Raw genomic sequence first — 24,703 nt, 5'->3', positions numbered from 1 at the left:
CGGGTGACCGCACCGCACGGCGCCCCGCCCACCGAAGTCGAACCCGGCAGGCGTGCGCTCGACCGAGGCGAGCCGACCGAGATCGAACCCGGCCGGTCCCGCCCCCGCGGCGCGGGCCGCGCCCTGCCGCGCCTGCTCGCCGAACGGTTCCGGATCGAGCTCGACATCACCGGCCCGGGCGGCCAGGGGGACGTCTTCCACGTCGTGCGGCGTTCCGACGGCGCGCCCCGGGTGCTGAAGGTGCACCGGCCGGGCTGGCTCCCGGACGAACGCGTCGTCGCGTTCCTCCGCGGCGAATGCCCCGCGCACGTCGTCGGCTGTGCCGAAACCGGGGTCGAGGACGACCGGTTCTACGAGGTCATGCCGCACCTGACCGGCGGGACCCTGCTGGACCTGCGGCTGCGGCATCCGGCCGGGGTCGCCCCGGACGTCGTCGCGGAGGTGGTGCGCCAGCTCGCCGACGGGCTGGCCGCGGTCCAGCAGGCGGGCATCGTGCACCGCGATCTCAAGCCCGCCAACATTCTGGTCGCCGGGCTCGAACCGCTGACGGTGGCGATCGCCGACTTCGGCATCGCCCTCCACGTGCCGGCCGGCGAGGCGCACACCGACGAAGGGCGGATCGGCACCGTCCCCTACACCCCGCCCGAGTTCCACGTCGGCCTGGTCCGCCCGGCCTTCGACTGGTGGTCTCTCGGGGTCTGCGCGGCGGAACTCGCCACCGGGCAGCCGCTGTTCCCCGGGATCACCGTCCCGCAGGTCATCCGCGACCGCCTCGCCTCGGGCCGGCCGATCGACACCGGCGCGGTCGCCGACGAGGGCCTCCGCCTGCTCTGCGACGGCCTGCTGACCATGGACCCCGACCACCGCTGGGGCGCCGAGGAGGTCGCCGCCTGGCTGCGCGGGGAACGCCCCGCCGTCAGCACTCCCCCGCCCCGGCCCGCCGACGACCCCCGCGCCGGGGAACCGTACGTCTTCGCGGGCCGCCAGTTCTGGGACCGGGAAGACCTCGCGGCCGCGCTGGTCAACGACTGGGGACTGGCGCTTTCGGTGCTGTGCGGGAAAAACCCCGAACCGGCGAGGCGGCTGTCCGCCTGGCTGGCGGCCTTCCCCGACGACGGCGCCCGCGTCCCGCCGCCCCGCCGCCGCGCGCCCGCCGACGTGCGCCTGCTGCATCTCGTGCGCGCGGTAGCCCCCGCCTTCCCGCCCTGGTACCGCAGATGGAACATCGCGCCCGGCCCGCTCGCGCAACTGGCCCAGGAAGGCTACGAAGGAATCGTCCCGAGCACGGACGTCGTCGCCGAACTCTGGGACTACGAACTGTTGCCGCTCCTCGCCTCCGGCGGCGCACGCGGGGAGGCATCGAGCGGGCTCGGCCTTCAGGAAGTCCGCCGAAACTGGCGGACGGCCTGGGATCGACTCGCCGAGCGCGCGGCAGCCGTGGCGAACGCGGACGCGCGCCGAGCCGCCGAAGTCTTCCTCCGGGAGGAACGGGAACGGGCGCTTTCCTTGGCACTGCTCGCCGCGACGGCCACCGCGGAACACACCCGAACCATCCGCCGCGAGCTTGACGAACAGGCACGCGCCTTCCGCCTGGACTGGTTTTCGGAGTTGGTCCGGAACAACGACTGCCGATGGATCGCCATGGCCCTCGTCGCCCACGCCGAAGCCGAGTCGGCCCGGCTCGCCGACGAACGGCGCGCCCAGGAGGCGCACGAAGCCTGGCTGCGCCGCACGGAAAGCCTGCGCGACTGGTCGCGGCGGCAGAACCGCCCGCAGGCGCTCAGCTACGCCGCCGCCGGGGTCGCCGCGGTCACCGCGTTCCTGCTCGCCTTGCTCGGGCTGAGCGACGTGGCCGAGGTCGCCTCCGACGCCCAGATCGTCGACTCCTGGGTGGGCCTCGCCGCCGCGGCCCTGCTCGTCCTCGTGTCGGAAAGCCTGCTGGCGTGGGAAAGCGGCGGCCGGTTCCATCCCGCTTACTCGCTGCTGGGCGCCGGCCGGGTCGCGCTGGGCAGGCTGGCCAGGCGGCTGCTCGCCCGCCGCACCGCCGTCCCGGCGGCTCTCGCCGCGGTCGCGGGCCTGGCCGCGCTCACCGTCGTCGCGCCCCTCGCCGCGCCGTTCCTGGCGGCTTTCCTGATCCTGCCGTGGACGGTCCAGCGGTCGATGGCCTGGCGCGCACAGGACCGCCGCGAACGGGAAATCCTGGCCCGCGCGGGCGGCGGCGGTCCGTCATCCCATCCATGAGGAGGTAGCCATGAGTTCTGGAACGATGGTCGTCGCACCTGCCGGGCTTCCGATCGTCGCGGCGGGCGCCATCGTGGTGGCCGGCGCGTACGCGGTGACGGCCGGCGCGGTGCTGGTGGCCAGGGCGGTCGGCGCCGCGACCGAAAGCGCGGTCCGCGCGATCGGGGAATCAGGCACCGCGCTGGAACGGGAAATCGCCGCGATCGAGGCGGCGGAGGCGGCCGGGCAGTGGCGGCGGCGCGCGATGGCCGACATCGTGGCGGTCAACGCCCGGCTGCGGCTCGTCCGCGAGCGCGCCAAAGCGGCGGGCATCGGGCTGCCGGTCCCTCCCCCGCTCGCTCTCTCCGCCGAGGTGACGCCCGCCCTCGCGGTCCGCTGGGTGTCCGACACCGAGTACCAGATCGCCCGGCTGCACAAGGAAATCGACGCGGCCGCACCGCCGCTCCGGGTCGTCCTCACCGCGCCGAACACCGGCGCGGACCGCGACCTCTCCGCCGAACTGGACCGGTACCGGCGAGCCGTCGCCGACCGGCACGCACCGCGGCGCGGCCCGGTCGCCGCCACGTCGGTCGCCGACGTGATCGGCCTGCTCGACCCGGACGCCACCACCGCCGAACTGGAGCAGATGCTCGCCGCAGCCGCCGCGATCCCGGCCGGGGCCGAGCAGCCGATGTACTTCAGCCAGCTGCGCTACCAGATCGTCACCGAGCTCAACCCGGCCATCGAGCGCCGGCGGCTGGCCGCCACCTGGGTGTCGGCACTGGACGACGGCCCGCTCGCCGAGGTTTTGTCCGCTGTGGACCCGCCCGCTCCGCTGCGCGGGACCGCCCGCGCGCTGCGCGAGGTCGTCGAAGGCACTCGCGACCTGACCCCCGAATTGCGCCGCGAGGGCGCCCGGCTGATGGACTGGGCCGACGAAACGGCCGGGCGGGCGTTCGTGCGCGACCTCGTCCGCCGCTGCCTCGCCGAGGACGGCCACGAGGTGCTGGACACCTTCGAGGGCAAGGATTTCAGCGGGCTCCGGATGGCCCGGCCCGGCTGGGCCGACGAACACGCGACGGTGGTCCGGGTGCACCACGGCAATCGCATCGAACACCACCTCGAAGCGGCCCGGTCCCCCTTGAGCGACAGCGAGAAAGCGACCGGCGAGGAACGCTGCGCCGTCGCGAACGCGGCGATGCGGACAGTCGCCGCCGCCGCGGCGGCCGCCGGAGTGGAAGTGCGCCTGGAGGAAACGCCCGCGCAAGTGGCCGGTGCAGACGCCGTCGAGGACATCGAAACCGCGTCCCGGCCCGGCGTCCGGTACCACACCTGATCCCTGCCCGCCCGGCCCGAAAAGAGCGCGCCAGTGTCCACCGAACCCGGTATGCACCATCCTGTCCCGGCCTTCGCCAGCGAGATCGCCGGCACCCTCGCCGTGCACGCGCAGTACGTGCTGCACGGCAACATCCGCGACTCCTATCTCGTCGAGCACCAAGGCGCCACGAAAATCCTGTCGCTGACCCAGCTGCTGTGGCACGTGCTGGAACCGGCCGGGTTCGACGCGCTGGTCACCTACGACGCGGTCGCCGGCCTCGACGTGCATCCGTCCACACAGGACGCACGACGGGCGGCGGAACAGGTGCTCGGCTGCGGCGTGCTGGGCAGGCGGCCGTCCCCGGAACGCTTGCGGGCGCACCTGGCCAAGATCGCCGGGACCGCCGAGCAACCGCCGCTGGAGACCGACAACACCGCGCACGCGGCCGCCCGGTCCGGCGGGCCGGGACGGCCGCTCGCCCGGCTGGCCTTCGTCGTGGACCACGCCTCCCGGCTCCTGCGCTCGCCCGCACAGCTCGACGCGAAAGAACGCGACGAGTTCGTCTACTTCCAGAAACTCGCGCTCGCCGCGGTCCGGCACAAGTACCCCGACCGCCCGCGCGCGCTGTACCACCCGGTCATCTGGCTGGCCGACAGCGAACGCGACCTGCCGATCTGGTTCACCGCCGGGATCGAGGCGATCCGCACGCTGGCCGCCCCGGTGCCGACGCTCGACGACCGCGAGCGGATGGCGAAGCTCCTCGTTCCGCTGCTGCCCGCGGCGGCCGAGCCGGAACCGCGGGAAATCCCGCCGGAGAAGGAGTTCGCCGCGCTCACCGAGGGCATGCCGCTGGAGGCGCTGCTCAAGATCGCCCGGCTGGCGGTGGACCGGGAACTGGGCGTGGACCGCCTCGCCGACGCCACGAGGATCTACAAGCTCGGCATCGACGACAACCTGTGGCAACGGGCCAGCGTGCGCGAGGAGATCACCCGCGGCGAGAAGGTCATCGCGGAGCGGGTGCTCGGGCAGGAACGCGCGATCGGCAAGACCCTGGACATCCTGAAACGGGCGGCGCTGGGCCTTTCCGGGGCGCAGGCGAGCACCTCGGGCCACCGCCCGCGCGGGGTGCTGTTCTTCGCCGGGCCGACCGGGGTGGGCAAGACCGAACTGGCCAAGCAGATCGCCGAGCTGCTCTTCGGCGACGCCCAGGCGTACCTGCGGTTCGACATGAGCGAGTTCTCCGCCGAACAGGCCGCCGACCGGCTCATCGGCGCTCCCCCGGGCTACGTCGGGTTCGAGGCGGGCGGCGAGCTGACCGGCGCGGTCCGCCGCAGGCCGTTCCAGGTGGTGCTCTTCGACGAGATCGAGAAGGCGCACAACCTCGTGATGGACAAGTTCCTGCAGATCCTCGAGGACGGCAGGCTCACCGACGGCCAGGGCACGACCACGTACTTCTCCGAGTGCGTCCTCGTCTTCACCTCCAACCTCGGCATCCTGCGGACCGACCCGGAGACCAAGGCCACCACCCGGCTCGTCGAGCCCGGCGCCCGGTACGCGGAACTCGAGGAGAGCGTGCGGCACGAGATCCGCGACCACTTCACCACGGTGCTCAAACGGCCCGAGCTGCTGAACCGGTTCGGCGACAACATCGTCGTCTTCAACTACATCAGCCCGGAGGTGGCGGTGCTGATCCTCGAAGGGCAGCTGCGCAACGTCGTCTCCAAGGTGCGCACCCAGCTCGGCGTCCGGCTGGAGCTGAAGCCCGCCGTGCACTCCCGGCTGGCCGCGTTGTCCTGCGAGGACCTGGAAAACGGCGGCCGCGGCATCGGCAACATGCTGGAGAGCAATCTGGTCAACCCGCTGGCGCGGATGCTGTTCGACGAGAACGCCGCCCGCGGCGACCTGGTCGAGGTCTTCGAGCTGCGCCCCGGCGGCGAGGACGACGGCCCCGGCCTGACCGCGCGGCTCACCCGGGGCGGGGCCTGATGCGCTGGGCGTGCCCCGAGGATCCCTCGGAGGTCTTCGACGACGGAGCGTCGATGTGCGCGGAGCACACGTGCCCGCTGGTGGAGGTCGCCGAGGAACCGCCTGGGGGCGCCACGACAGAACGGGGTCGAACGGACGGGACGGACATCCCGGTCCAGCCGGCGGACCGGCGGAAAGGGTGGAGCCGCGACCGCTGCTGGCGCTGCTCGCACGAGGCCGCTCCCGGCAACACCCAGTGCACGCGGCTGGAGTGCGGCCGCTCGCTGACGCCGCCCGCCCTGTACATCGAGTTCGCCGGCGGGGAGGTCGAAGTGAGCGAAGGCGTCCGGGTCGAGCTGGGCAGGCTGGGCTCCTATCAACGGGTCTTCCGCGATCATCCCAACGTTTCCCGCGCGCACGCGGCGGTGCGCGTCGACGCCGACGGGACCGCCTGGATCGAAGCGCTGCCGACCCCGAACGGGACGTTCCTGAACGGAGCCGAGATCCAGCCGCCGCTGGACCGGCAGCTGGCGTCCGGCGACCGGATCCGGTTCGGCCGGGACGTCGAGGGCTCGATCACCCTGTACCGCCGCTAGCCAGGAGAGCGCATCGTGACCCATCCCCCGCAGGAGGCGCCGGCCCCGGCGTCCGCAGACCGCGCCCCGCGTGCCCGGCCGCGGCCGCCCGTCCCGGTCGAAGACCCGCGCACGCCCGCCGCGGTGCTCATCGCCGAGGCGCGGGCGCGCGGGGAAGCCGACGCCCGCAACCACGTGCGCGACGGCTGGTCGTTCACCGATTCCCTCGCCGCCGCGCACGACGCGGAAACCGAGAAGGAGGACTACGCGAACCTCCTGCGCCAGCGCTGCCGTGCGGCGGTCGCCTCGGCGCAGGAACGGCATCTCGCCGTGCTCCAGCAGACTGCGCTCTTGCGGGAGCAGCGCGACGAGGCGCGCCGGCAGACGGCTGCCGCCCGGCAGATGATGGGCCGCCTCGCGGGACGGGAAGCGTGGCTGCGCGAGCCGGATCCGCACCGGCCGCCCGCGGAGGCCGGCGAGGACCAGGCGCCCGAGGACGATCCGGTGTGGGAGGGCGAAACCACCGCTCTGGGGTTGCGGTGGAGGGTCCTCATCCTCGCCGGGCTCGTCGTCGTGCTCGGTCCGGTGCATTACCTGGTGTTCCAGCATTTCCTCTCCGGCGTGCTGCCCGCCGCGGCGGCCTGGGCGCTGGGCGTTTCGTCCGCGGTGATGACCGTGCTCGGGCCGCACGTCACCGCGGTCATGCTGCGGTCGGGCCGGGCGACCGGCAGCGACCGCGCGCTCAAACCCGCGGCGGCGGTCCTCGGCGTCGCCTGGACCACGATGGCGGCCTTCCTGGGCATGGTCGCCGCGTCCGTCGTCGGCGCGGACCACGTCCGCCTCGCGTCGCTGGACATCACGGGCACGACCCTGGTGGTGATCGTGATCGCCGGACTGCTGGTCGGCGGCTCGGTCTCGTTCATGGTCGGCCTCGCCCGCCGACATCCGTTCCAGGAGGCGTACGCGGCGAGCAGGCAGCGTTCGGAGGAACTGGAGGCACAGTTGCAGGAGATGATTCTCGAACTCGACCCTGGCTTCGCGGACTTCGCCGCGGTCATTCCCGAGACCGGCGGCCGCCAGCCCGCGACCCTGATCGAAGCGATCCAAGCCGCGTACCGCGCCGCGGAGTACGCCTACTTCGACGCGTTGTCCGCCACGACCGGCGATCCGGCCTTCACCGAAGCCGTCGAGAACCGGCTGAACCGGACGCGTCCCGCATGAGCGCGCGGCTGCGGATCAGCCGGACCCACTACCCGGTCCGCGCGCTCGGGCCCGGGCACCGGCTCGGCATCTGGCTGCAAGGCTGCACTTTGGCGTGCAAGGGCTGCATGTCGCGCGACACCTGGTCCGCCGACGGCGGGACCGAGACGCCGGTCGAGGACCTGGCCGCGCTGTGGCAATCCGCGGTGGACCGCGGTGCCGCCGGGCTGACGGTGAGCGGCGGAGAACCGTTGCAGCAGGCGGAAAGCCTCGCCGCGTTCCTCGCCGCCGCGGACGAGATCCGCCGCGGCACAGACCGCGACCTCGACTTCCTGCTCTACACCGGCTACGACGAGGACGAACTGGACGAGCCCCGCCGGGCCGCGGCCGCGCGGGCCGACGTCGTGGTGTACGGCCGGTTCGACGTCGCGCAGCCGACCGACCTGGTGTGGCGGGGTTCGGCGAACCAGCGCATGGTCCCGCAAAGCGCACTGGGCAGGCACCGCTACGCCGAGTTCGTCGACTGCGCGCCCGCGCGAGGACCGCTCCAGCTGGAGGCGGGCGACGACGGCCCCTGGATCATCGGCACCCCTCGCCGAGCAGCGCTGCGCACCCTCGACCGGTCGATGAAAGACCTCGGACTCGACGTCACCGAGGTGACGTGGCGACGCTGACCGCGAAGGCGGCACCGTACCGGGCAGGTTCGTGAGGGGAACCCCGCAGGCGGGGCCAGCGGCTGAATTCCCGGCAGCGGCGTCGAGCGGTCCAACCGGGTCGTCCCACCGGTCCAGTCCGCGAGACGAGGCGGTCCGCCGCGGTTCCCGGATAGTGCGTTGTCATCAACTCCCGCGCGGTCCATCGAACCCGCGGAAGACGGCTCCTAGCTTCGATTTTGCCGAAGCAATTTCGATCAGCAGGAGCTTTCCCATGGCTGGCAACGACTTCGTCCCCGTCACCCCCGATCAGGTCCGGCAGCTGGCGAGCCAGGGAAAGCTGGCCGCGCACGCCGCCGCGGCGCGCGGCGAGGCCCGCCGCCGCCTGCGGGCCGCCGTGTTCGAGATCGCCGAGCCGGTCCTGTTCCGGAACCTCACCCGGAAGCTGGAGGCCAAGCGCGGCCACTACCGCTGCGCCGCCGGGGTCCGGCGCCTCGACGACCCGTGCCTCGACCGGTTCCACAACGACATGGACGCGGTCATCGACGACATTTTCGCCAACGCGCGCGTGCCGATCGCCTCGCTCGAAGGGTGGATCCGCAGCAGGCTCGGCCACGCCACCGTCGACGGATACCGCCGCAGGCGCAGCGAACGCGGTGCCTTGCAGCGCCCGCGGGTCCCCTGCTGGCTGGCCGCGGAACTCGGCCGCGACCCGGTGCTGCTCGCGCTCGCCGTCGACATCCTGGACTTCGTCGGCACGGACGCCGCGGTGGGGCCCGGGATCTGGCCGGTCGAGCAGTGGGCGGAATACCGCGTGGGGTGCGGCGCCGACCCCGCGACCGCCCGCCAGGAGGTCGCGCGCGACATCGCCGCGGTGCTGTCCGCCATGCGCGTGCGGCCCCGGTGGTACGCGGATTACGTCGAGCGGCCGCTGGGGCGCAAACAGCCTCCGTCGGTTCCGCTGCAACGGGTGTCCGCGGAGAACGGCGAAGACCTCTTCCTCGTCGACCCGTCCGGCGGCCAGGAACCGCCCGACGCGCTGACCGAACTGGCGGCGGTGGCGGTCGCGGCGATCACCAGCCGGATCGCGGCAGGCGAAACGCCCGAGGAGGTCGTGCTGGACGTCGTGGCGTCGGTGTTCGACGACGAGCCTCGGGCCGCCGAACCCGAGGCGGTGCACCGCATCCTGGCGGCGGTGACCGCGCCCTGAAGCGGCGGCCGTCCGTCAGGGAAGAGCAGAACCGGAGCGAGGAGGCCAGGGTGGGCAACGGCACGGACGTCCCGGCGGATCCGGCTGCCGTCGCGCGCTGCCGGGCGGCAGTGGACGCGGTGGCCGCGGGCGGGCGGCACGACCTGCCGTCCTTCCTGGCCGACCTGCGCGCGCTGCCCGCCGGGCATCCTTTGCGGAGCGAGTTCGCGGCCACCATGGTCACGCTGCTGACCGACGGCGGCAGCGGACCGCCGGTCCAGCTCATCGCCGAGACCGGCGCGTTGCTGGGCCTGGCGGACGCCGCGCCCCCGCACCTGCTCGCCTGGCCGCAGGCGCGCGCCTCGGCACGGGCCTTCCAGCTCGCTTGCCAGGTGCAGGACCGGGAAGCCGCGGCCGCCGAGGTCGTCGCCGAACTGGACGAGCTCACGACGGAGCAGGCGGGATTCCCGCACACCCTCGCCGCGCTCGCGGCCGCCCGCCACGGAGTCGGGCTCAGCGTGTCGTTCCAGCGCGGCGACGAAAGCAGCGCGATGGGCATGATCGAGCAGATGGGGCCGCTCATCGACCGCATCGGCGACGAGCAGCGGGCCGCGCAGTTGCGGGACGTGCGCGACACGATGGCCGAATTCCTCCGGGCGCAGCGCACCGGCGACTGGTCCGCGACGCAGGACCAGCTCGAGCGGCTGCGCCACAGCGCGCTGGCGCTCGGCCTCGACCCGTCCGCGTTCGAGCTCCCGCCGAGTTCGAACGCGATCTTCGGCCTGCTCACCGACCCGATGCCCGACGTGGACGGGCTCACCGCCGAGGAGACCGTCCGGCGGTACACCGGCGGCGAAACCGGAGCGATGAACAAGCTCGCCGCCAGCTACGCGCTGATGCGCGGCGGGACCGAGACCGACCTCGCGCGCATCGACCGGGCCGTCGAACTCACCAAGGAGGCCGCCGCCGAGCCCGGTCCGGCGCAAGACCTCGCCCGCAACGGCGTCGCGATCAACCTGTGGCGGCGCGCCGAGGTCCTCGGCTCGACCGAAGGCCTCGACGAGGCGCGGCAAGTGCTCGAAGACCTCATCCGCGACCTGCGCGGCCGCGACGGATCGGCGAATCCTTTGTGGACGGATGCCAACAACCTGCTCTCGCAGATCAGCCGCCGGCTGGGCGACCACGCCGCCTCCGGCGAGGCGGGGTTGACCGCCCTGTACCGGTTCGCGCGCCGCGCACTGGTGGAGTCCGATCCCGCGGTGGCCCGGACCGGTCTGCGCGAGGCCGCCGCCATGGGCATGGACCTGGCCCGGCAGCGCGTCCTCGCGGGCGACTACGCGGGCGCGATGGAGGCGCTCGACACCGGCCGCGGCCTGATGCTGTTCGCCGAGGTCGAAATGCTCGATCTGGTGCCGCGGCTGCGCGCGGCCGGGCAAGACGCCCTCGCGCAGCGGTGGGAGACAGAGGGGCCGACCGCGCCGGGGCTGCGGGCAGAGGCCATCGAAGTGCTCGTGGACGCCGCGGGAGGAATCGAACATCTGCTGCGGTTGCCGTCTCCCGCGGACGTCCGCGCCGCGCTGCGCACCGTCGAGGCGGACGCCCTCGTCTATCTCGTGCCCGCCGACGAACAGCAACCGGGCATGGCCCTGGTGATCCCGCGCGAAGGACGAATGGCCTACCTGCCTTTGTCGTACCTGAGAGTGCGCCACGACAACGAAATCGAGGGTTATCTGACGGCCTTGTCGCGTTTTTCGCGTGAGCTGGCTCCGGTCGCGCAGACTTCGTTCACCGACTGCCTGGACGACCTCTGCGAATGGGCCTGGCGAGTGGCGATCGGCCCGCTCCTGGAACGCTATTTCGCGCGGGACGCGGAAACACGCGACCGGGTGCCGCGGATCGTGCTCATCCCGATGGCCGAACTGGCGGCCATCCCCTGGCAGGCCGCACGCAACCGCGAAGGCGCCTACGCCTTGGAACTGGCCGCGTTCTCGCAAGCGGTGTCGGCCCGCGAGTTCTGCGCCAACGCCGCGCGGCCCCCGGTACGGCTGACCTCGACCGGCCTTGTCGTCAGCGATCCGCGGACCGAAGGCACCGCGCGGGATCTGCCCGCCGCGCGGCTCGAGGCGCTGGAAGTCCACAAAGCCTTCCTGCACGCGGCGAAGTACGTCGGCCGCCGCCCGAACGGATCCCCGAGCCCGTCCGGACCGGGCACCGCCGAACAGGTCCGGGCGTGGCTGACCGCCGACGGCCCGCAAGCCGGAGCGGTGCTGCACCTCGCCTGCCACGGCCAGTTCACCTCCGACGAGCGGGCCGCGAAGGCCGTTCTGGTGCTGGCACCCGATTCTCCCGGCACGCCGGGCGAACTGGGCGCGGACGAGATCGTCCGGCTGCTGCACCGCACCCCCGGCCGCCGGATCGGCCTCGTCGTGATGGCGGCGTGCCACACCGGCCGGTCGATCCACGGCTACGACGAGGCCTACAGCCTGGGCACCGCGTTCCTGGCCGGCGGCGTCCGCACCGTCCTGTTCACCCAGTGGGCGATTCCGGACGAGGCGACGTCGATGCTGATGTACCTGTTCCACCACTACCTGCGCGCGGAAAAGCTGCCGCCGTGGCAAGCCTTGCGCACGGCCCAGCTCTGCCTGCTCCGTCCGGACGCGCCGATCCCCGACAGCGTCCCCGCCCCGCTGCGCGAGTCGTTCGCCCACCGCGAGCACGTGGGCGTCGCCGGATGGGCCGGATTCGTCCACGGCGGCCACTGACCAGCCCTCCCCCGGCGAAGGAGACAACCGGATGCCCCAGACCACCGAGACCATCGACGAACTGCGCGCCCGGCTCGCGACGCTCAGCGGCCCCGCGCGGACGGAACCGCTGGGCAGCCTGGCGCAGAAACTGTTCCAGCGCATGACGACCGCGCCGCTGGATTCGCTTTCGGCGCGCACCGATCTCGACGAGGCGATCCAGTGCGCCGACGAGGTCTACGGCCACCACCGCGAAGGCGATCCGCAACGCCCGCAGGTCGCGGCCTTCCTCGGGTACCTGCTCGCCTTCCGCACGGTGCGGACCGGCGACGGCACCCACCGTCCGCGCGCCGTCGAACTGCTCGAAGAAGCCATCGAGCACGGGCGGTTCCAGGTCTCCTACCTCGCGATCCTGCGCCTGGTGCTGGCGATGCTGCTCTTCACCGGCGCGCAGAACCAGCTGACCGGCATGGTCACCCAAACCCCCGCCGACCTGCTGTCCGGACGCCGTTCTCCCGCCGCGCTGCCGGACATCGACCGGGCCGAAGAGCTGCTGCACACGGTGTGCGACACCGACGGCGTGTCCGCCGACGTCTCCGAAATGGCCGATCTGCTGCTGCAGCTGTGCGACTTGATGAAGGCCATGCTCGGGCTCGGCGACCGGCCGCTGGACCTGTCTTCGATGCAGAACCTGTTCGCCCGGTTCACCGAACTCCAAGCCCGGATGGCCAACGGCGGCGCGGGCTTCTCCAGCCTGATGCGCAAAGCGATCGAGTCCGGCGCGGGCGTCCTGAACGTGCGTCCTGACGAGGTTCCGGTGATCATCGTCGAGGACGCCGCCGAAGAAAGCCCGGCGGTCGCGCGCGCGGAGGCTCCCGCGGAAGTCCCGCCGCAGCCTGTGCAGGCGGAGTTGCTGCAGTCCCTCGTCGCGTCGCTTTCCCTCGACGGCCGCCGCACTTGGCGCACCGCCGCGGAGTTGCTGCTGCCCGATACGGCTCCGCCCACGGTGGAATCCGTGGACACCGCGATCGCGCTGGCGAGCGAGGTGCTGGAGAGCGAGACCGCCGAACTGTCCGAAGAGGACACTGCGTTCACGCATTTCGCCCACGCCGTCGCATTGCGCCTCCGCCGACGCGCGGATCCGGACGGCGACGGCAGCGATTGCGAACTCGGCGCCCGCGCTCTGCTGTCCGCCGCGCGCGCCCTGCCGATCGACCATCCGGAACTCCCGGTCGTCCTGCGTTGCCTGGGCGCGTTCCTCCCGCCCGAACGGCCGCTCGCCGGACTCGACGCGCTCGCCGCCGGGTTCACCGGCCGCCTCGACGCACTGCTGGGCTCCGGGAACCTCGCGGCCGATCGCGCAGCGGAACTGCACGCGCTCCGCTGTGCGTGCCGGACCGCCTTCGCCGCGGCCGAACTCCGCAAGGCGGTCGAGGGATTGCCCGCCGGCTACCCGTGGCCGGTGTCGCTCAAAGCCGCGGCCCAACCGCTCGCCTGAACACGCCACCACGGAAGGAGGCCCGGCGTGAACCCGTTCTTCGGACGACACGCCGAACTCCAGCTGCTGCGCGAAGTGCTCGCCGCCGCAGCAGCCGGGCACCCCGAAGCCCTCGTCCTCGACGGCGAAGCAGGCACCGGAAAAACGCGCCTGCTGCGGGAATTCGCCCGCACCGCACGCGAATCCGGCGCGTTCGTCCTCGCGGGCGGCTGTCTCGAACTGGCAGGCGACGGCATCCCGTACGGCCCGCTGACCGAGGCCCTGCGCGGCCTGGTCCGCGCCGAAGGCGAGCAGCGGGCCCGGGAACTGGCCGGACCCGCCTGGCCGGAGCTGTCCTGCCTGATCTCCGACTTCACCGCGGGCCCCGGCCCCGCTCCGGGCCCCGGCGCGCGGAGCAGGGTCTTCGGCGCGGTCGCCCGGCTGCTCGACCACATCGGCGGCCGGAAACCGCTGGTGCTGGTGTTCGAGGACGTGCACTGGGCCGACACCGCGACGCTCGACCTCATCGCCTACTTCGTGCTCACCAAGACCGACGAGCGGCTGATGCTGGTGTGCAGCTACCGGTCGGGACTGCGCACCGGGCATCCGCTGCGGGTCCGGCTGACCGAGCCGGAGTTCGTCCGCCGGACGCGCAGGCTGACCCTGCAACCCTTCAGCCGCAAGGAACTCCGGGCCTTCGTCGCCGCGCTGACCGGGGAGGACGTCAGCCCGGAGCGCGCCGACGAGTACTTCGCGCTGTCGGAGGGCAATCCCTACTTCACCGAACAGCTCGTCGCCGAGTCCGGCTCCGGGGCGGCCCGCATCCCGCCCTCGCTGGACGACCTCATGCACGAACGGCTCGCCCGGCTCGGCCCCGACGCGGCCGGGCTGACCAAGGTCGCCGCCGTCGCGGGCCGCCGGGTCGGGGACGCCGTGCTGGCCCGGGTCGCCGGGCTCGACGACCGGGCGCTCGACGCCGCGCTCACCGAATGCCTCGGTCAGCACGTCCTGGTCGAGGACGAGGACGATCGCTCGTACCGGTTCCAGCACGCGTTGCTGCGCGAAGCCGCGTACCGCGCGGTGCTGGCCCGGGAACGCCGCCGCCTGCACGCGCAGTTCGCCGAAGCGCTGGCCGAGGAGGCCCCGGCCAATCCGCGGCTGCTGCCCGAGCTCGCCTATCACTGGTATGCGGCCGACGACGCGGCCCGGGCACTGCACGCCTCGATCGGCGCCGGCGATTTCGCCTTGCGCTTGCGCGCGTTCACCGAGGCCGAAGTTCAGTACGCCCGCGCGCTCGACCTCTGGCCCCGGCTCCCCGATGCCGGACAAGTCGCGGGCGCCTCGCTCGACCAGGTGCTCGAGGCGGCCGCGAACGCCGCCCGCTGGGCCGGGCACCTGCGCCAAAGCGTCACCTGGGCCCGCGAGGCGGTGGCGGCGGCGAACGGCGCGGATCCGGTCCGGCTCGGCAGCCTGCACGAGCGGCTGAGCAGCTACCACTGGGAAGCGGGCTACGACGAGGAATCCCAGGCCGAACTGCGGGCCGCCGACCGCATCCTCGACGCGGCCCGGCCGAGCGCGGCGGGCTCCCGGGTCCGGTCCGCGCTCGCCACGGCGGCGGTGAAGTCCGGGAGGTGCACCGAAGCGCTCGAACTGGCCCGCCAAGCCGAAGCGGAGGCCCGAGCCGCGTCGGCAGGGCCGGAAACCGGACGTGCGCTCAACAGCCGGGGGCTGGCGCTTTCCGGCCTGGGCCGCCACGAAGAAGCAGTCGCGGCCGTCGAGAAGGCGCTCGCCGTCGCGGAGGCGGAAGACCATCTGGAGGACCAGCTGCGCGCCCGCGGCAACCTCGGCGTGTGCCTGGAGCGCGCGGGCCGGATCGTCGAGGCCGCGAAGCAGTTCCGGATCGGACTGGCGAAAACGAGGGAGTTCGGGCTGCTCGACTCCCGGCAGTCGGCACTGCTGGCGAACAACGCCTGCGCGACGCTGTTCCAGATCGGCGAATGGGACGAGGCCTCGGTCCTCGTCGAGGAAGTGCTGCGCTACCACCCGGCGCGGGAGACCACGTTCCAGCGGCTGACCAAAGCGGAGATCGACCTGGCCACCGGCCGGTTCGACGAGGCGGAGCGGCTCCTGGAGAGCGTGCGGAACCTGCCCAGCGCACAGCCGCGGTTCCTCAGTCCCGTGTACCGCTGCCTCGCCGAACTCGCCGAGGCGCGAGGCGATCCGGAGAACGCGCTGACGACCGTGCGGCACGGCATCGAAGCGGTCGCGGCGAGCGAGGACGTGCTGCTGGTGCTGCAACTGTGCGCCTGCGGCCTCCGCATCGCCGCCGATTGGCCCGAGCCCGGCCTGCCGCCGGAACTCCGGGCTTTCGCCGGCGACCTGGCTTCGCGGGCGACCGCGGGCGACGACCCCGAAACCCGGGCACTAGCCGCGCTCTGCGCCGCCGAACGAGCGCGAGCCTCGGGCGCGGACACCACGCCGATGTGGGCCGGCATCGCGGAATCCTGGTCCTCTTTGGACCGTCCGTACCACCGCGCTTACGCGCTGGCCCGCGCGGCTGCCCGCGACGAGGACACCGCGACGGCGGCGGAAGCGGCCGCCGAGGCCGGGGCGATCGCCGGCCGGCTCGGCGCGGTCCCGCTCGCCGCGCTGGTCCGGCGGATCCGGCGGGCGCGCAAGCTGCCGGGTGCGGCCCCGGCCCGGCCGAAGCGTCCGTTCGGGATCACCGACCGCGAACTGCAGGTGCTGGACCTGGTGTCCCAGGGGCTGACGAACAGCCAGATCGCCACCCGGCTGCGGCTGGCGAAGTCCACTGTGGCCAATCAGCGCGCTTCGGCGATGCGCCGGCTCGACGCCAGGAACGCCGCCGAGGCGGTGCGGATCGCCCGGGAATGCGGACTGCTGGGGGAATGAACGACGCGGCCCGGGCACGGGCCGCGATGATCCTGGAGGGAACATGACACGCAGGGCACTGCTGATCGGTTCGGCGACCGGCGGCCTGACCGGTCCCGGAAACGACACCGCCGCGCTGGCCGCCGCGCTCACGCGCTGGGATTTCGACCCGGTCGTCTGCGACGGCGAAAACGCCAGCCGGGCAGGCATTCTCGACGCCTACGAACAGCTGATCGCGCGGTCGCGGCCCGACGACGCCGCCGTCGTCTACTACAGCGGGCACGGGGCCTACGCGAAAGACCCGGCGCTCGCCGAAGGAATGCCGGGCCCGGGGGTGCTGCAGTTCATCATCCCGACCGACTACGAAGAGTCCTCGGAGGACGATTTCCGCGGCATCGCCAACGTGGAGCTGTCGCTGCTGCTCGAAAAACTCACCGCGCGGACCCGCAACGCCGCGGTCATCCTCGACTGCTGCCATTCCGGCGCGATGTCCCGCGACCTCGAAACCGGCGCGGTGGCCAAAGTCTGGCCCCGCGCCGTCCCGGCCTGCCTCGCCCGCGCCCACCTGGACTCGCTGCACCGCACCTGTCCCGGTCTCGCCGAACTGAGCCCGCGGGGCAATCCGGACGCGGTCCGGCTCGTGGCCTGCGCGACGAACCAGCGGGCCTACGAGGCGCCGAACGCCGACGACGTCACCATGGGCTACTTCACCGACGCGCTCACCCGCGTGCTCGACACCCTCGACCCGGCGGCGAAACCGCTGTCCTGGGCGACGGTCGGCGACCGGGTCCGCCAGCTGGTCCTGCGGCAGTGCGGCGTGCAGCGACCGGATTCGGAAGGCCCGCGCGACCGCGAACTGTTCGGCACCGGACTCGCCGACCAGGCCGCGGCGCTGCCCGCGTCCCGGCACCGGGAATGGATCCGGATCTCCGGCGCCGGCCTGCTCGGTTACCGCGAGGGCGACGAGTTCGCGATCCGCAACGACGAAGACCTGCTCGGCACGACCGTGGTCAAGTGGACGGACGGGCAGGCGGCCTTCGGCCCGCTGCACGGTCCCGACCCCAGCCGGGACATTCCCGCGGGGGCCCGTGCCGAAGTGATCGCGACCGCGGTCCCGCCGCTCCCCGTCGCGCTGGACGCCGGAACGGGTTCGCTGGCGGAGAGCGTCCAGGCCGATCCGGCACTGCGCCTGGCCGCCGAGGGGGAAACGGCGGCGGTGCGGACCGTGACCGGCTCCGGAGGCGTTGCCCTGCACGACGCCGCGGGCCCGCTGAACCAGCCGAAAGCCGCACCGCACCAGGTGCTGGGCGACCTCAAGCGAATCGCGCGGGCGCGGGCGGTGCTGCGGCTGTCGGAAGACCCGGGCCTGGCTCTGCGCACCCGGGTGCGCGTCGAACTGGCCCAGGTCGTCGACGGCGTCGCCCGCCCGTTGCCTGCCGGCGGCGCGGTTCTCCATCCCGGCCAGGCAGTGTGCGTGACCGTGCACAACGACGGCGACCCAGGCGAATACGTCTACGTCTCGCTGCTGGACGTCGGCGTCTCCGCCCAGGTCACGCTCCTGAACCCGGAGAATCCCAGCGGCGTCCCGATCGCCCCCGGCAAACGGTACGTCTTCGGCGGCAACGACGTCACCGGGACGCTGCCCGGCATGGAGCTGAGCTGGCCGTCGTCGGTGCCGCCGGTCTTGCCGCGCAAGGAAAGCATCGTGGTGCTGATCAGCGAGGAACGCACGGAGGCGGCGCTCCTGCAACAGCAAGGCGTGCGCACCAGCGGCGCGCTGAACCGCTTGGAAGCACAGCTCCTGCGGCTCGGCGCGCGGGACGGCCGGGAGATCATCACGCCGATGCTGACCCGGCCGATGCGCTTCGCCGTGCAGACCATCGGCTTCGACCTGGCACCGGTCCCCGCGCCGCGGGCAGAAGAAGCCGTTTTCGAGATCGACGACCGCCCGGGCCACGATTTCCTCGGTGCGGCAAGCGGTCCGCCCGCGCGGATCGCCGTGCGCTTGCCCGCCTTGGTCGTGCACCACAACCGCGCGTTCCGCAACCGGGATTTCCGGCTCGACACACTGGTGCTGACCACCGGCGCGGACGGCAAGCTCCGCCACCGCGTCCGCACGGCCCGGTTCGCCGGGACCGTCGACGGCACCCGGCTCCCCGTCAGCGAAAGCCCGCTCTTCGAAGGCGAAGTCCGCGAACAGCTGGACGTCGCCGTGTGGGTTTCCCCGGACCGGGGCGCCGAGGCGGACTTCGCGGGCATCGCGGGGGAATCGGCGGCCGAGATCGTCGATGCGGCCGAAGCCGCGCTGACCGCGGCGACCGGCGGCGCGATCGGCCTGTACCGCGCGGCTTTCGGTCCGGGAGAGCGGTTCGGCGCGGCCCGGCCGAAAGCCGAGCACACTGTCCGGACGGCGGATTTCACTTTCGGCCTCGCCGTGGCGGAAGCACCGGACAGCGGTCCGTCAGATCCCCAGTGACAGCACATTTGTCCGGCGAAAGGACACTGCGATGGCGAGCAAACGGATCACGATCGGCACTCAGATGTGGAAGGTCGACGCCGACCGGGCAGCCTCGGTGGAAACCACTCTCGAAGCCGCGATGACCGAGGGAAAGGCCGTCCGGCTGACCCTCCTCACCGGCGACGACAAGCCCGTCACGGTCCTCTTCAACGGGAAAACGGCGCCGCTCGCGGTCATCGACGACGGAACGGTCCCGCGGCCGACCGAGATCTCCGGCTCTCAGGACTCCTGATCAACGGACCCGTGCCGGGCCGTCCCGCGCGAGCGGCCCCGGTCCGGTACGGTCTCACGAACAGCGCGGGAAAACCGCGCCGCCGAGTTCCTCGAGCACCGCAGGCAACTCCGCCACCGACCCCAGCACATGCGTGGCGCCGTGCGCCCGCAACGTCGCCTCGTCATGCGCCCCGGTCAGCACCCCCGCCGCGACCGACGCGCCTGCCCTCCGCCCGGTCAGCATGTCGAAACCGGTGTCCCCCGCGACCGCGACCGCGCGCACGTCCGTGATTCCCAAGCGCAGCACCGCGGTCAGCACCATGTCCGGGAACGGCCGGCCCCGGCCGCCCGCGTCCGCCGGGCACACCACCAGGTCCGCCAGATCCGTCCAGCCGAGCCGCTCCAGCAGCGCATCCCGTGTCGCTGCCGAGAATCCCGTGCTCAGGCACACCCGGCGCCCCTGCGCGCGCAACTTGTCGATCGCTTCCTCCGCACCGGGAAGCGGCGCGGCGACCTCGATCGCCTGCGAAGCAAACGCAGTCTCGAAAACCTGATTCGCCTTCTCCGCCACCCCGTCCGCGGGGAAGAGCGCCCGGAAGACCTCGATCTTCGACTGCCCCATGGTGTCGCGGACGTAAGCATCCACGTCCTCGCGCTCCGGCGAGCCGGCAGGCACCCCGACCGCCTCCAGCGCCGCCGAGAAGGCCGCCTCGACCGCGCCGTCGTCGCGGACCGTCGTGCCCGCCATGTCCAGCACGACCAATTCCACCGCGCGCGTCATCGGACCCCCTCCACTTCCCGCCCGGTCACCGCGTGCACCGCGCTGATCAGGGCCATCGTCTCGATGTCGGCCGCGCTGCAGCCGCGCGACAGGTCGTGCAGCGGCGCCGCGACGCCTTGCAGGATCGGCCCCAGCGCGGTCGCCCCGCCGAGTCGTTCGGCGATCTTGTAAGCGATGTTCCCCGCGTCGAGATTGGGGAACACCAGCACATTCGCCCGCCCGGCGACGGTCGACCGCGGCGCCTTGGCCACCCCGACCGCGTCCACGACAGCGGCGTCGAATTGCAGTTCGCCGTCCACATCCACACCGGGCAGCCGTTCCCGCACCAGCGAAGTCGCCTGCCGGACCTTGTCCACCGCGGAATGCTTGGCACTGCCTTGGGTGCTGAAGGAAAGCATCGCGACAACGGGCTCAGTTCCGGTCAGCGCCCGGTGCGTGGAAGCCGCACCGACTGCGATGTCGGCCAGCGCGTCCGCGTCCGGCTCGGGAACCACGGCACAGTCGGCGAAAGTGAGCGATCGGCCGTCCTGCAACAGCATCAGGAAGCAGCTGCTGAGCGTCCGCACCCCGGGAGCGAGGCCGACAATCCGCAGGCCGGCCCGGAGGACATCGGACGTCGGCCGGGTCGCGCCGGCCAGGCACGCATCCACCCGGCCGAGCGCGAGAAGCGCCGCGGAGAGGGCGACCGCATCATTGCGGACCGTCTCGACCCGGTCAGGAAACGCCGAACCCAGCCGCGCGAGGACAGCCTCGTCAGCGGCCAGATCCGCCGTGTCGAGGAAAGGCGGCACCGGAAAACCCAGCTCTGCCGCAACAGCAGCGATCTCCGCCGCGGGCCCGACCAGCAACGGTTCGATCTCGCCGCGGTCGGCCAAGTGCGCGGCCGCGGTGACGGCGCGCGGGTCGGCGCCGTCGGCGAGCGCGATCCGCGGGCGGGCGTCGCCGACGCGGTCCCGCCAGGTCTCGGCCAGAGGGGCCATGGTCATCTCGCAAACTCCCTCGCGGACGGCAGTGCTCCCCGAGCAGGATCCCGACCTCTGGCCCCAAGCGACAGAGCCAGAACAGTGCCCGTTGACAGGTCCAGAAGGCCCCCGCGACTGGACCCGTCGACCGAGCGGTTTCTGGCACTTTCGCGGTGGCCAGCCGTCCCGCACTCTCGGTCGCACCACACACGGCAGATGGGAGCAGGCGATGAAGATCGGTGTGCCTCGCGAGGTCAAGAACCACGAATACCGGGTGGCGGCGACGCCTGCCGGAGTACACGAGTTCACCTCGGCCGGCCACGAGGTCTTCGTGGAACGCGGCGCGGGCGAGGGCTCGTCCATCCGCGACGAGGACTACGCGGCCGCCGGCGCGAAGCTGCTCGACCACGCGGACGACGTGTGGGGCACCGCGGAGATGGTGCTGAAGGTCAAGGAGCCGATCGCCGAGGAGTACCACCGGCTGCGTTCGGACCAGCTGCTGTTCACCTACCTGCACCTCGCCGCGAGCGAGCCCTGCACCAAGGCCCTGCTCGGCGCGGGCACGACCTCGGTGGCCTACGAAACGGTCCAGCTGCCGAACGGCTCCCTTCCGCTGCTGTTCCCGATGAGCGAGGTGGCCGGGCGGCTGGCCCCGCAGGTCGGCGCACAGACGCTGATGCGCGTCAACGGCGGGCGCGGCGTGCTGATCGGCGGCGTCTCGGGAGTGCCGCCGGCCCGCGTGGTCGTGCTGGGCGCGGGCGTCGCCGGGATGAACGCGGTCGCCGTCGCGGCCGGGACCTGGGGCGACGTCGTGCTGTTCGACAAGAACGTCGACAAGCTGCGCGCCGCCGACCGGATGTACCAGGGCCGCATCCGCACCGCCGCGGCGAACTCGTACGCCATCGAGCAGGCGGTGCTGGAGGCCGACCTGGTGATCGGCGCGGTCCTCGTGCCCGGCGCGAAGGCCCCGAGCCTGGTGTCCAACGAGACGGTCTCCCGGATGAAGCCGGGCAGCGTGCTCGTGGACATCTCGATCGACCAGGGCGGCTGCTTCGAGGACTCGCGTCCGACGACCCACGCCGACCCGACCTTCCGGGTGCACGAGTCGGTGTTCTACTGCGTGGCCAACATGCCGGGCGCGGTCCCGCACACCTCCACGCACGCGCTCACCAACGTCACGCTCCCGTACGCGCTGGAGATCGCGAACAAGGGTCTCCGCACCGCGGTGCAGGACACGCCCGAGCTCCGCGGCGGAGTGAACACCGTGGCCGGGGCGCTGACCTACGAGCCGGTCGCCCTGGCGCACGGCCTGCCCTTCACCGACGTCGCCGACGCGCTGGCCTGAGCCTCCCCGGCGTGGCGCGGGGTGGGAAAACCGACCGCCGCGAGTTACGTTTCAGCCCACCCCGCTGCACGCCGGCCGCTTGGAGACCGCACTTGCCACGCACGCTGATCGAGATCGACCGCTCGTCGGACGAACCGCTGTACCGCCAGGTCCGGCGGGCGATCGAGCACGGCATCGCCATCGGCACGTTCGATCCGGCCCGCCGGCTGCCCAGCTCGCGGGAACTGGCCGTCGAACTGGGCGTCTCCCGGAACACGATCAATCTCGCCTACCAGGAGCTGGTCGCCGAGGGCTACGTGGAAAGCCGCGAGCGCAGCGGGCTGTTCGTCAACGGCGAGATGCGCCCGCACTGCGCGGTGGAGGAACGGGACACCGAATCGCGGATCGACTGGGCGGCCCGCGTCCGCCGGTTCCCGGACGCCGGCGTCGCCCACATCGAGAAACGCACCGACTGGGCGAGCTACCCGTATCCGTTCCTCGCCGGGCAGGTCGACATCACCGCGTTCCCGGCCCGGTCGTGGACGCGCTGCCTCCGCGACGCCCTCTACCGCCCGCACGTCTTCCACAGCCTCCAGGACAGCGTCGGCTCCGACGACCCGATGCTGGTCGAGATGGTCTGCCGCCAGCTGCTGACCACCCGCGGCATCGAGGCGGACCCCGAGGAGGTGCTGATCACCGTCGGCTCGCAGCAGGGCCTCGACCTGCTCGGCCGCGTGCTGCTCGGGCCGGACCAGGTCGTGGCCATCGAAAACCCCGGCTACCTCGACGCGCGGCACATCTTCCTCCGCACCGGCGCCCGCGTGACCGGGATCGACGTCGACTCCCGCGGCCTGCGACCGCCCGAATCGCTCGACGGAGTCGACCTCCTCTACCTCACCCCGAGCCACCAGCACCCGACCAACGCGACCCTCAGCATCGGCCGGCGCCGCCAGCTGCTCGCCCAAGCCGCGGCCTCCGGCACCGTGGTGGTCGAGGACGACTACGACAGCGAATTCCGCTACCAGGGCAGCCCCACCCCGGCGTTGAAGGCGCTCGACAGCACCGGCGACGCCGTCTACCTCGGCACCTTCTCCAAATTCCTCTCCCCCGGCCTGCGCCTCGGCTACCTGGTCGGACCGCGCGAGCTGGTGCGCGCGCTGCGCGAGGCCCGCCGATACGTCCTGCGCCACCCGCCCGGCCAGCTGCAACGGGCGCTGGCGCTGCTCATCGAAAGCGGCGAGTACCACCGCTCGCTGCGCCGCTACCGCACGAAGCTGATGCGCAAGTGGACCGCCACCACCGCCGCGGTCGCCGAATACCTGCCGTGGGCGCAGGGCCCGTACCCGCCCGGCGGCGTCAGCCTGTGGATGACCGGCCCGTCCGGACTGGACTGCCGCGTCCTGGTGGAGCGCGCGGAGGAACTGGGCATCCTCATCGAACCCGGCGACATCTTCTTCCTCGGCGACGACCCGCCGCGCAACCACTTCCGCATCGGCTTCTCCGCCACCCCGCCGCCGGTGATCGACCCGGGGATCCGGCTGCTCGGCGACCTCTGCCGGGAACTGCTCGACAGCTGAACCCGGCCCGGCGCCGCGACTCGCTCCTTGACAACTCCCTAAAATATATAACATATTTTGCGTAACAAGGGACGCCGTCGGCAGCCGATCCGAAGAGGCCCCGGAGACGACGAGGAGAATCCGAGATGCTGCGTTTCGACGGCAAAGTGGCGCTGGTGACCGGCGGCGGACGCGGCCTGGGGCGTTCGCACGCCCTGCTCCTCGCGGCGCGCGGCGCGGCGGTGCTGGTCAACGACCTCGGCGGCGACCCGACCGGCTCCGGCTCCAGCCCGAGCCCGGCGGACGAAGTAGTCGCCGAGATCACGGCAGCGGGCGGGACGGCCGCGGCCAACCACGACGACGTCGCCGCCGACGCCGAAGCCGTGGTGCGGGCCGCGATCGACGCGTTCGGGAAGCTCGACATCGTCGTGAACAACGCCGGCATCAACGTGCCCGCCCCCATCGGCTCGGCCGGCGCCGTGCACCAGATCCGGCGCCAGATGGAGGTCAACTTCTTCGGCACCGCCGCGATCGCCGCCGCCGCGTGGCCGCACCTGGCCGCCAGCGGGTCCGGCCGCATCGTCAACACGTCGTCGCCGACCATCGTCGGCTGGGAAGGCCAGACCCCCTACGTCACCTCCAAGGCCGCGGTCTTCGGGTTCACCCGGTGCCTCGCCCTGGAAGGCAAGGAGGCGGGCATCCGCGTGAACGCGATCGCGCCGACGGCCTACACCCGCTTGGCCGAGGAAGCCGACATCCCCGACTCGCTCAAGGAGACGCTGAAAGAGAAGATGACGCCGTCGATGGCTTCGCAGCTGGTCGCCTATTTCGCGCACGAAGACTGCGCGGTGACCGGCGAGACCATCCTGACGCAGGGCGGCCACATGCAGCGCATCGCGCTCACGATGAACGAGGGCTACACCAATCCGGACACCACCCCGGAGGACATCGCCGAGCACCTCGCCGCGATCGTCGACGACGCGACCAGCAAGCCGCTCGGCATCGTCGGCAGCGAGGGCGAGGTCTCGCTGCTCGACATCGTCTAGCGCGAGGCCGCTTCTGGCACCACGCGCGCGTCGCTTTCTGGACCTGTTCGCGGGCCAGCTCCCCCGGCACTGT

General features: G+C 72.4%; 17 protein-coding genes. 15 read left to right on the top strand and 2 right to left on the bottom strand.

All coding sequences use genetic code 11. From position 1 onward, the window contains the following. The first annotated feature begins 3 nt into the window (after nucleotides 1-3). From L3Q65_RS10650 to L3Q65_RS10595, 12 genes are all read left to right on the top strand, one after another. Nucleotides 4-2,241 (top strand): serine/threonine-protein kinase, encoded by a 2,238-nt coding sequence (locus L3Q65_RS10650; protein ID WP_237599535.1) that lies wholly within the window; start codon nucleotides 4-6, stop codon nucleotides 2,239-2,241. A 10-nt stretch (nucleotides 2,242-2,251) separates the two neighbouring features. Next, complete coding sequence (locus L3Q65_RS10645) at nucleotides 2,252-3,556, top strand: hypothetical protein (RefSeq protein WP_237599534.1); 1,305 nt, start codon at nucleotides 2,252-2,254, stop codon at nucleotides 3,554-3,556. Nucleotides 3,557-3,607: 51 nt separating this feature from the next. Continuing rightward, nucleotides 3,608-5,524: an AAA family ATPase gene (locus L3Q65_RS10640; RefSeq protein WP_237599533.1), complete on the top strand. Its 1,917-nt coding sequence runs from the start codon at nucleotides 3,608-3,610 to the stop codon at nucleotides 5,522-5,524. Beyond that, a complete protein-coding gene (locus L3Q65_RS10635; RefSeq protein WP_182894823.1) occupies nucleotides 5,524-6,099 on the top strand; it encodes an FHA domain-containing protein in 576 nt (191 codons plus the stop codon). The genes L3Q65_RS10640 and L3Q65_RS10635 overlap by 1 nt, the downstream gene beginning before the upstream one ends. A 15-nt stretch (nucleotides 6,100-6,114) precedes the next feature. Further along, nucleotides 6,115-7,299, top strand: a complete 1,185-nt coding sequence (locus L3Q65_RS10630) for a hypothetical protein (protein WP_237599532.1) — start codon at nucleotides 6,115-6,117, stop codon at nucleotides 7,297-7,299. Then, nucleotides 7,296-7,952, top strand: a complete 657-nt coding sequence (locus L3Q65_RS10625; RefSeq protein ID WP_182894825.1) for a 4Fe-4S single cluster domain-containing protein — start codon at nucleotides 7,296-7,298, stop codon at nucleotides 7,950-7,952. Before L3Q65_RS10630 ends, L3Q65_RS10625 begins: the two co-directional genes overlap by 4 nt. Before the next feature lie 253 nt (nucleotides 7,953-8,205). Next, nucleotides 8,206-9,141 (top strand): hypothetical protein, encoded by a 936-nt coding sequence (locus L3Q65_RS10620; protein ID WP_182894826.1) that lies wholly within the window; start codon nucleotides 8,206-8,208, stop codon nucleotides 9,139-9,141. 50 nt (nucleotides 9,142-9,191) lie between these two features. Continuing rightward, complete coding sequence (locus L3Q65_RS10615; RefSeq protein ID WP_237599531.1) at nucleotides 9,192-11,882, top strand: CHAT domain-containing protein; 2,691 nt, start codon at nucleotides 9,192-9,194, stop codon at nucleotides 11,880-11,882. Between the two features lie 31 nt (nucleotides 11,883-11,913). After that, complete coding sequence (locus L3Q65_RS10610; RefSeq protein WP_182894828.1) at nucleotides 11,914-13,359, top strand: hypothetical protein; 1,446 nt, start codon at nucleotides 11,914-11,916, stop codon at nucleotides 13,357-13,359. A gap of 27 nt (nucleotides 13,360-13,386) precedes the next feature. After that, nucleotides 13,387-16,251: an AAA family ATPase gene (locus tag L3Q65_RS10605; protein ID WP_237599530.1), complete on the top strand. Its 2,865-nt coding sequence runs from the start codon at nucleotides 13,387-13,389 to the stop codon at nucleotides 16,249-16,251. Nucleotides 16,252-16,294: 43 nt separating this feature from the next. Then, nucleotides 16,295-18,706, top strand: coding sequence for a caspase family protein (locus L3Q65_RS10600; protein ID WP_237599529.1), 2,412 nt, complete (start codon nucleotides 16,295-16,297; stop codon nucleotides 18,704-18,706). A 31-nt stretch (nucleotides 18,707-18,737) separates the two neighbouring features. Continuing rightward, nucleotides 18,738-18,980 carry a hypothetical protein gene (locus L3Q65_RS10595; RefSeq protein WP_182894831.1) on the top strand — a complete coding sequence of 81 codons (243 nt, stop codon included), beginning with the start codon at nucleotides 18,738-18,740 and terminating at the stop codon, nucleotides 18,978-18,980. Nucleotides 18,981-19,034: 54 nt separating this feature from the next. On the opposite strand, the gene L3Q65_RS10590 is transcribed toward L3Q65_RS10595, so the two are convergent. Together L3Q65_RS10590 and L3Q65_RS10585 are read right to left on the bottom strand one after the other, a co-directional pair. Further along, nucleotides 19,035-19,742 carry a phosphonatase-like hydrolase gene (locus tag L3Q65_RS10590; RefSeq protein ID WP_182894832.1) on the bottom strand — a complete coding sequence of 236 codons (708 nt, stop codon included), beginning with the start codon at nucleotides 19,740-19,742 and terminating at the stop codon, nucleotides 19,035-19,037. Next, a complete protein-coding gene (locus L3Q65_RS10585) occupies nucleotides 19,739-20,728 on the bottom strand; it encodes a phosphotransacetylase (protein ID WP_182894833.1) in 990 nt (329 codons plus the stop codon). The genes L3Q65_RS10590 and L3Q65_RS10585 overlap by 4 nt, the downstream gene beginning before the upstream one ends. 205 nt (nucleotides 20,729-20,933) lie before the next feature. Between L3Q65_RS10585 and ald the strand changes: the two genes are divergently transcribed. The 3 genes from ald to L3Q65_RS10570 all read left to right on the top strand — a co-directional run bounded on the left by ald (nucleotide 20,934) and on the right by L3Q65_RS10570 (nucleotide 24,630). Further along, complete coding sequence (gene ald, locus L3Q65_RS10580) at nucleotides 20,934-22,049, top strand: alanine dehydrogenase (RefSeq protein ID WP_182894834.1); 1,116 nt, start codon at nucleotides 20,934-20,936, stop codon at nucleotides 22,047-22,049. 92 nt (nucleotides 22,050-22,141) lie between these two features. Continuing rightward, entirely contained in the window at nucleotides 22,142-23,605 is a 1,464-nt protein-coding gene (locus L3Q65_RS10575; protein WP_182894835.1) for a PLP-dependent aminotransferase family protein, read from the top strand. Between the two features lie 125 nt (nucleotides 23,606-23,730). Then, nucleotides 23,731-24,630, top strand: coding sequence for an SDR family NAD(P)-dependent oxidoreductase (locus L3Q65_RS10570; protein WP_182894836.1), 900 nt, complete (start codon nucleotides 23,731-23,733; stop codon nucleotides 24,628-24,630). Nucleotides 24,631-24,703 lie beyond the last annotated feature (73 nt).

Source organism: Amycolatopsis sp. FU40 (assembly GCF_021903635.1).
Classification (GTDB): domain Bacteria; phylum Actinomycetota; class Actinomycetes; order Mycobacteriales; family Pseudonocardiaceae; genus Amycolatopsis; species Amycolatopsis dendrobii.
Note: the sequence above shows the minus strand (reverse complement) of the source record. Positions and strands in the feature narration are given on the sequence as shown.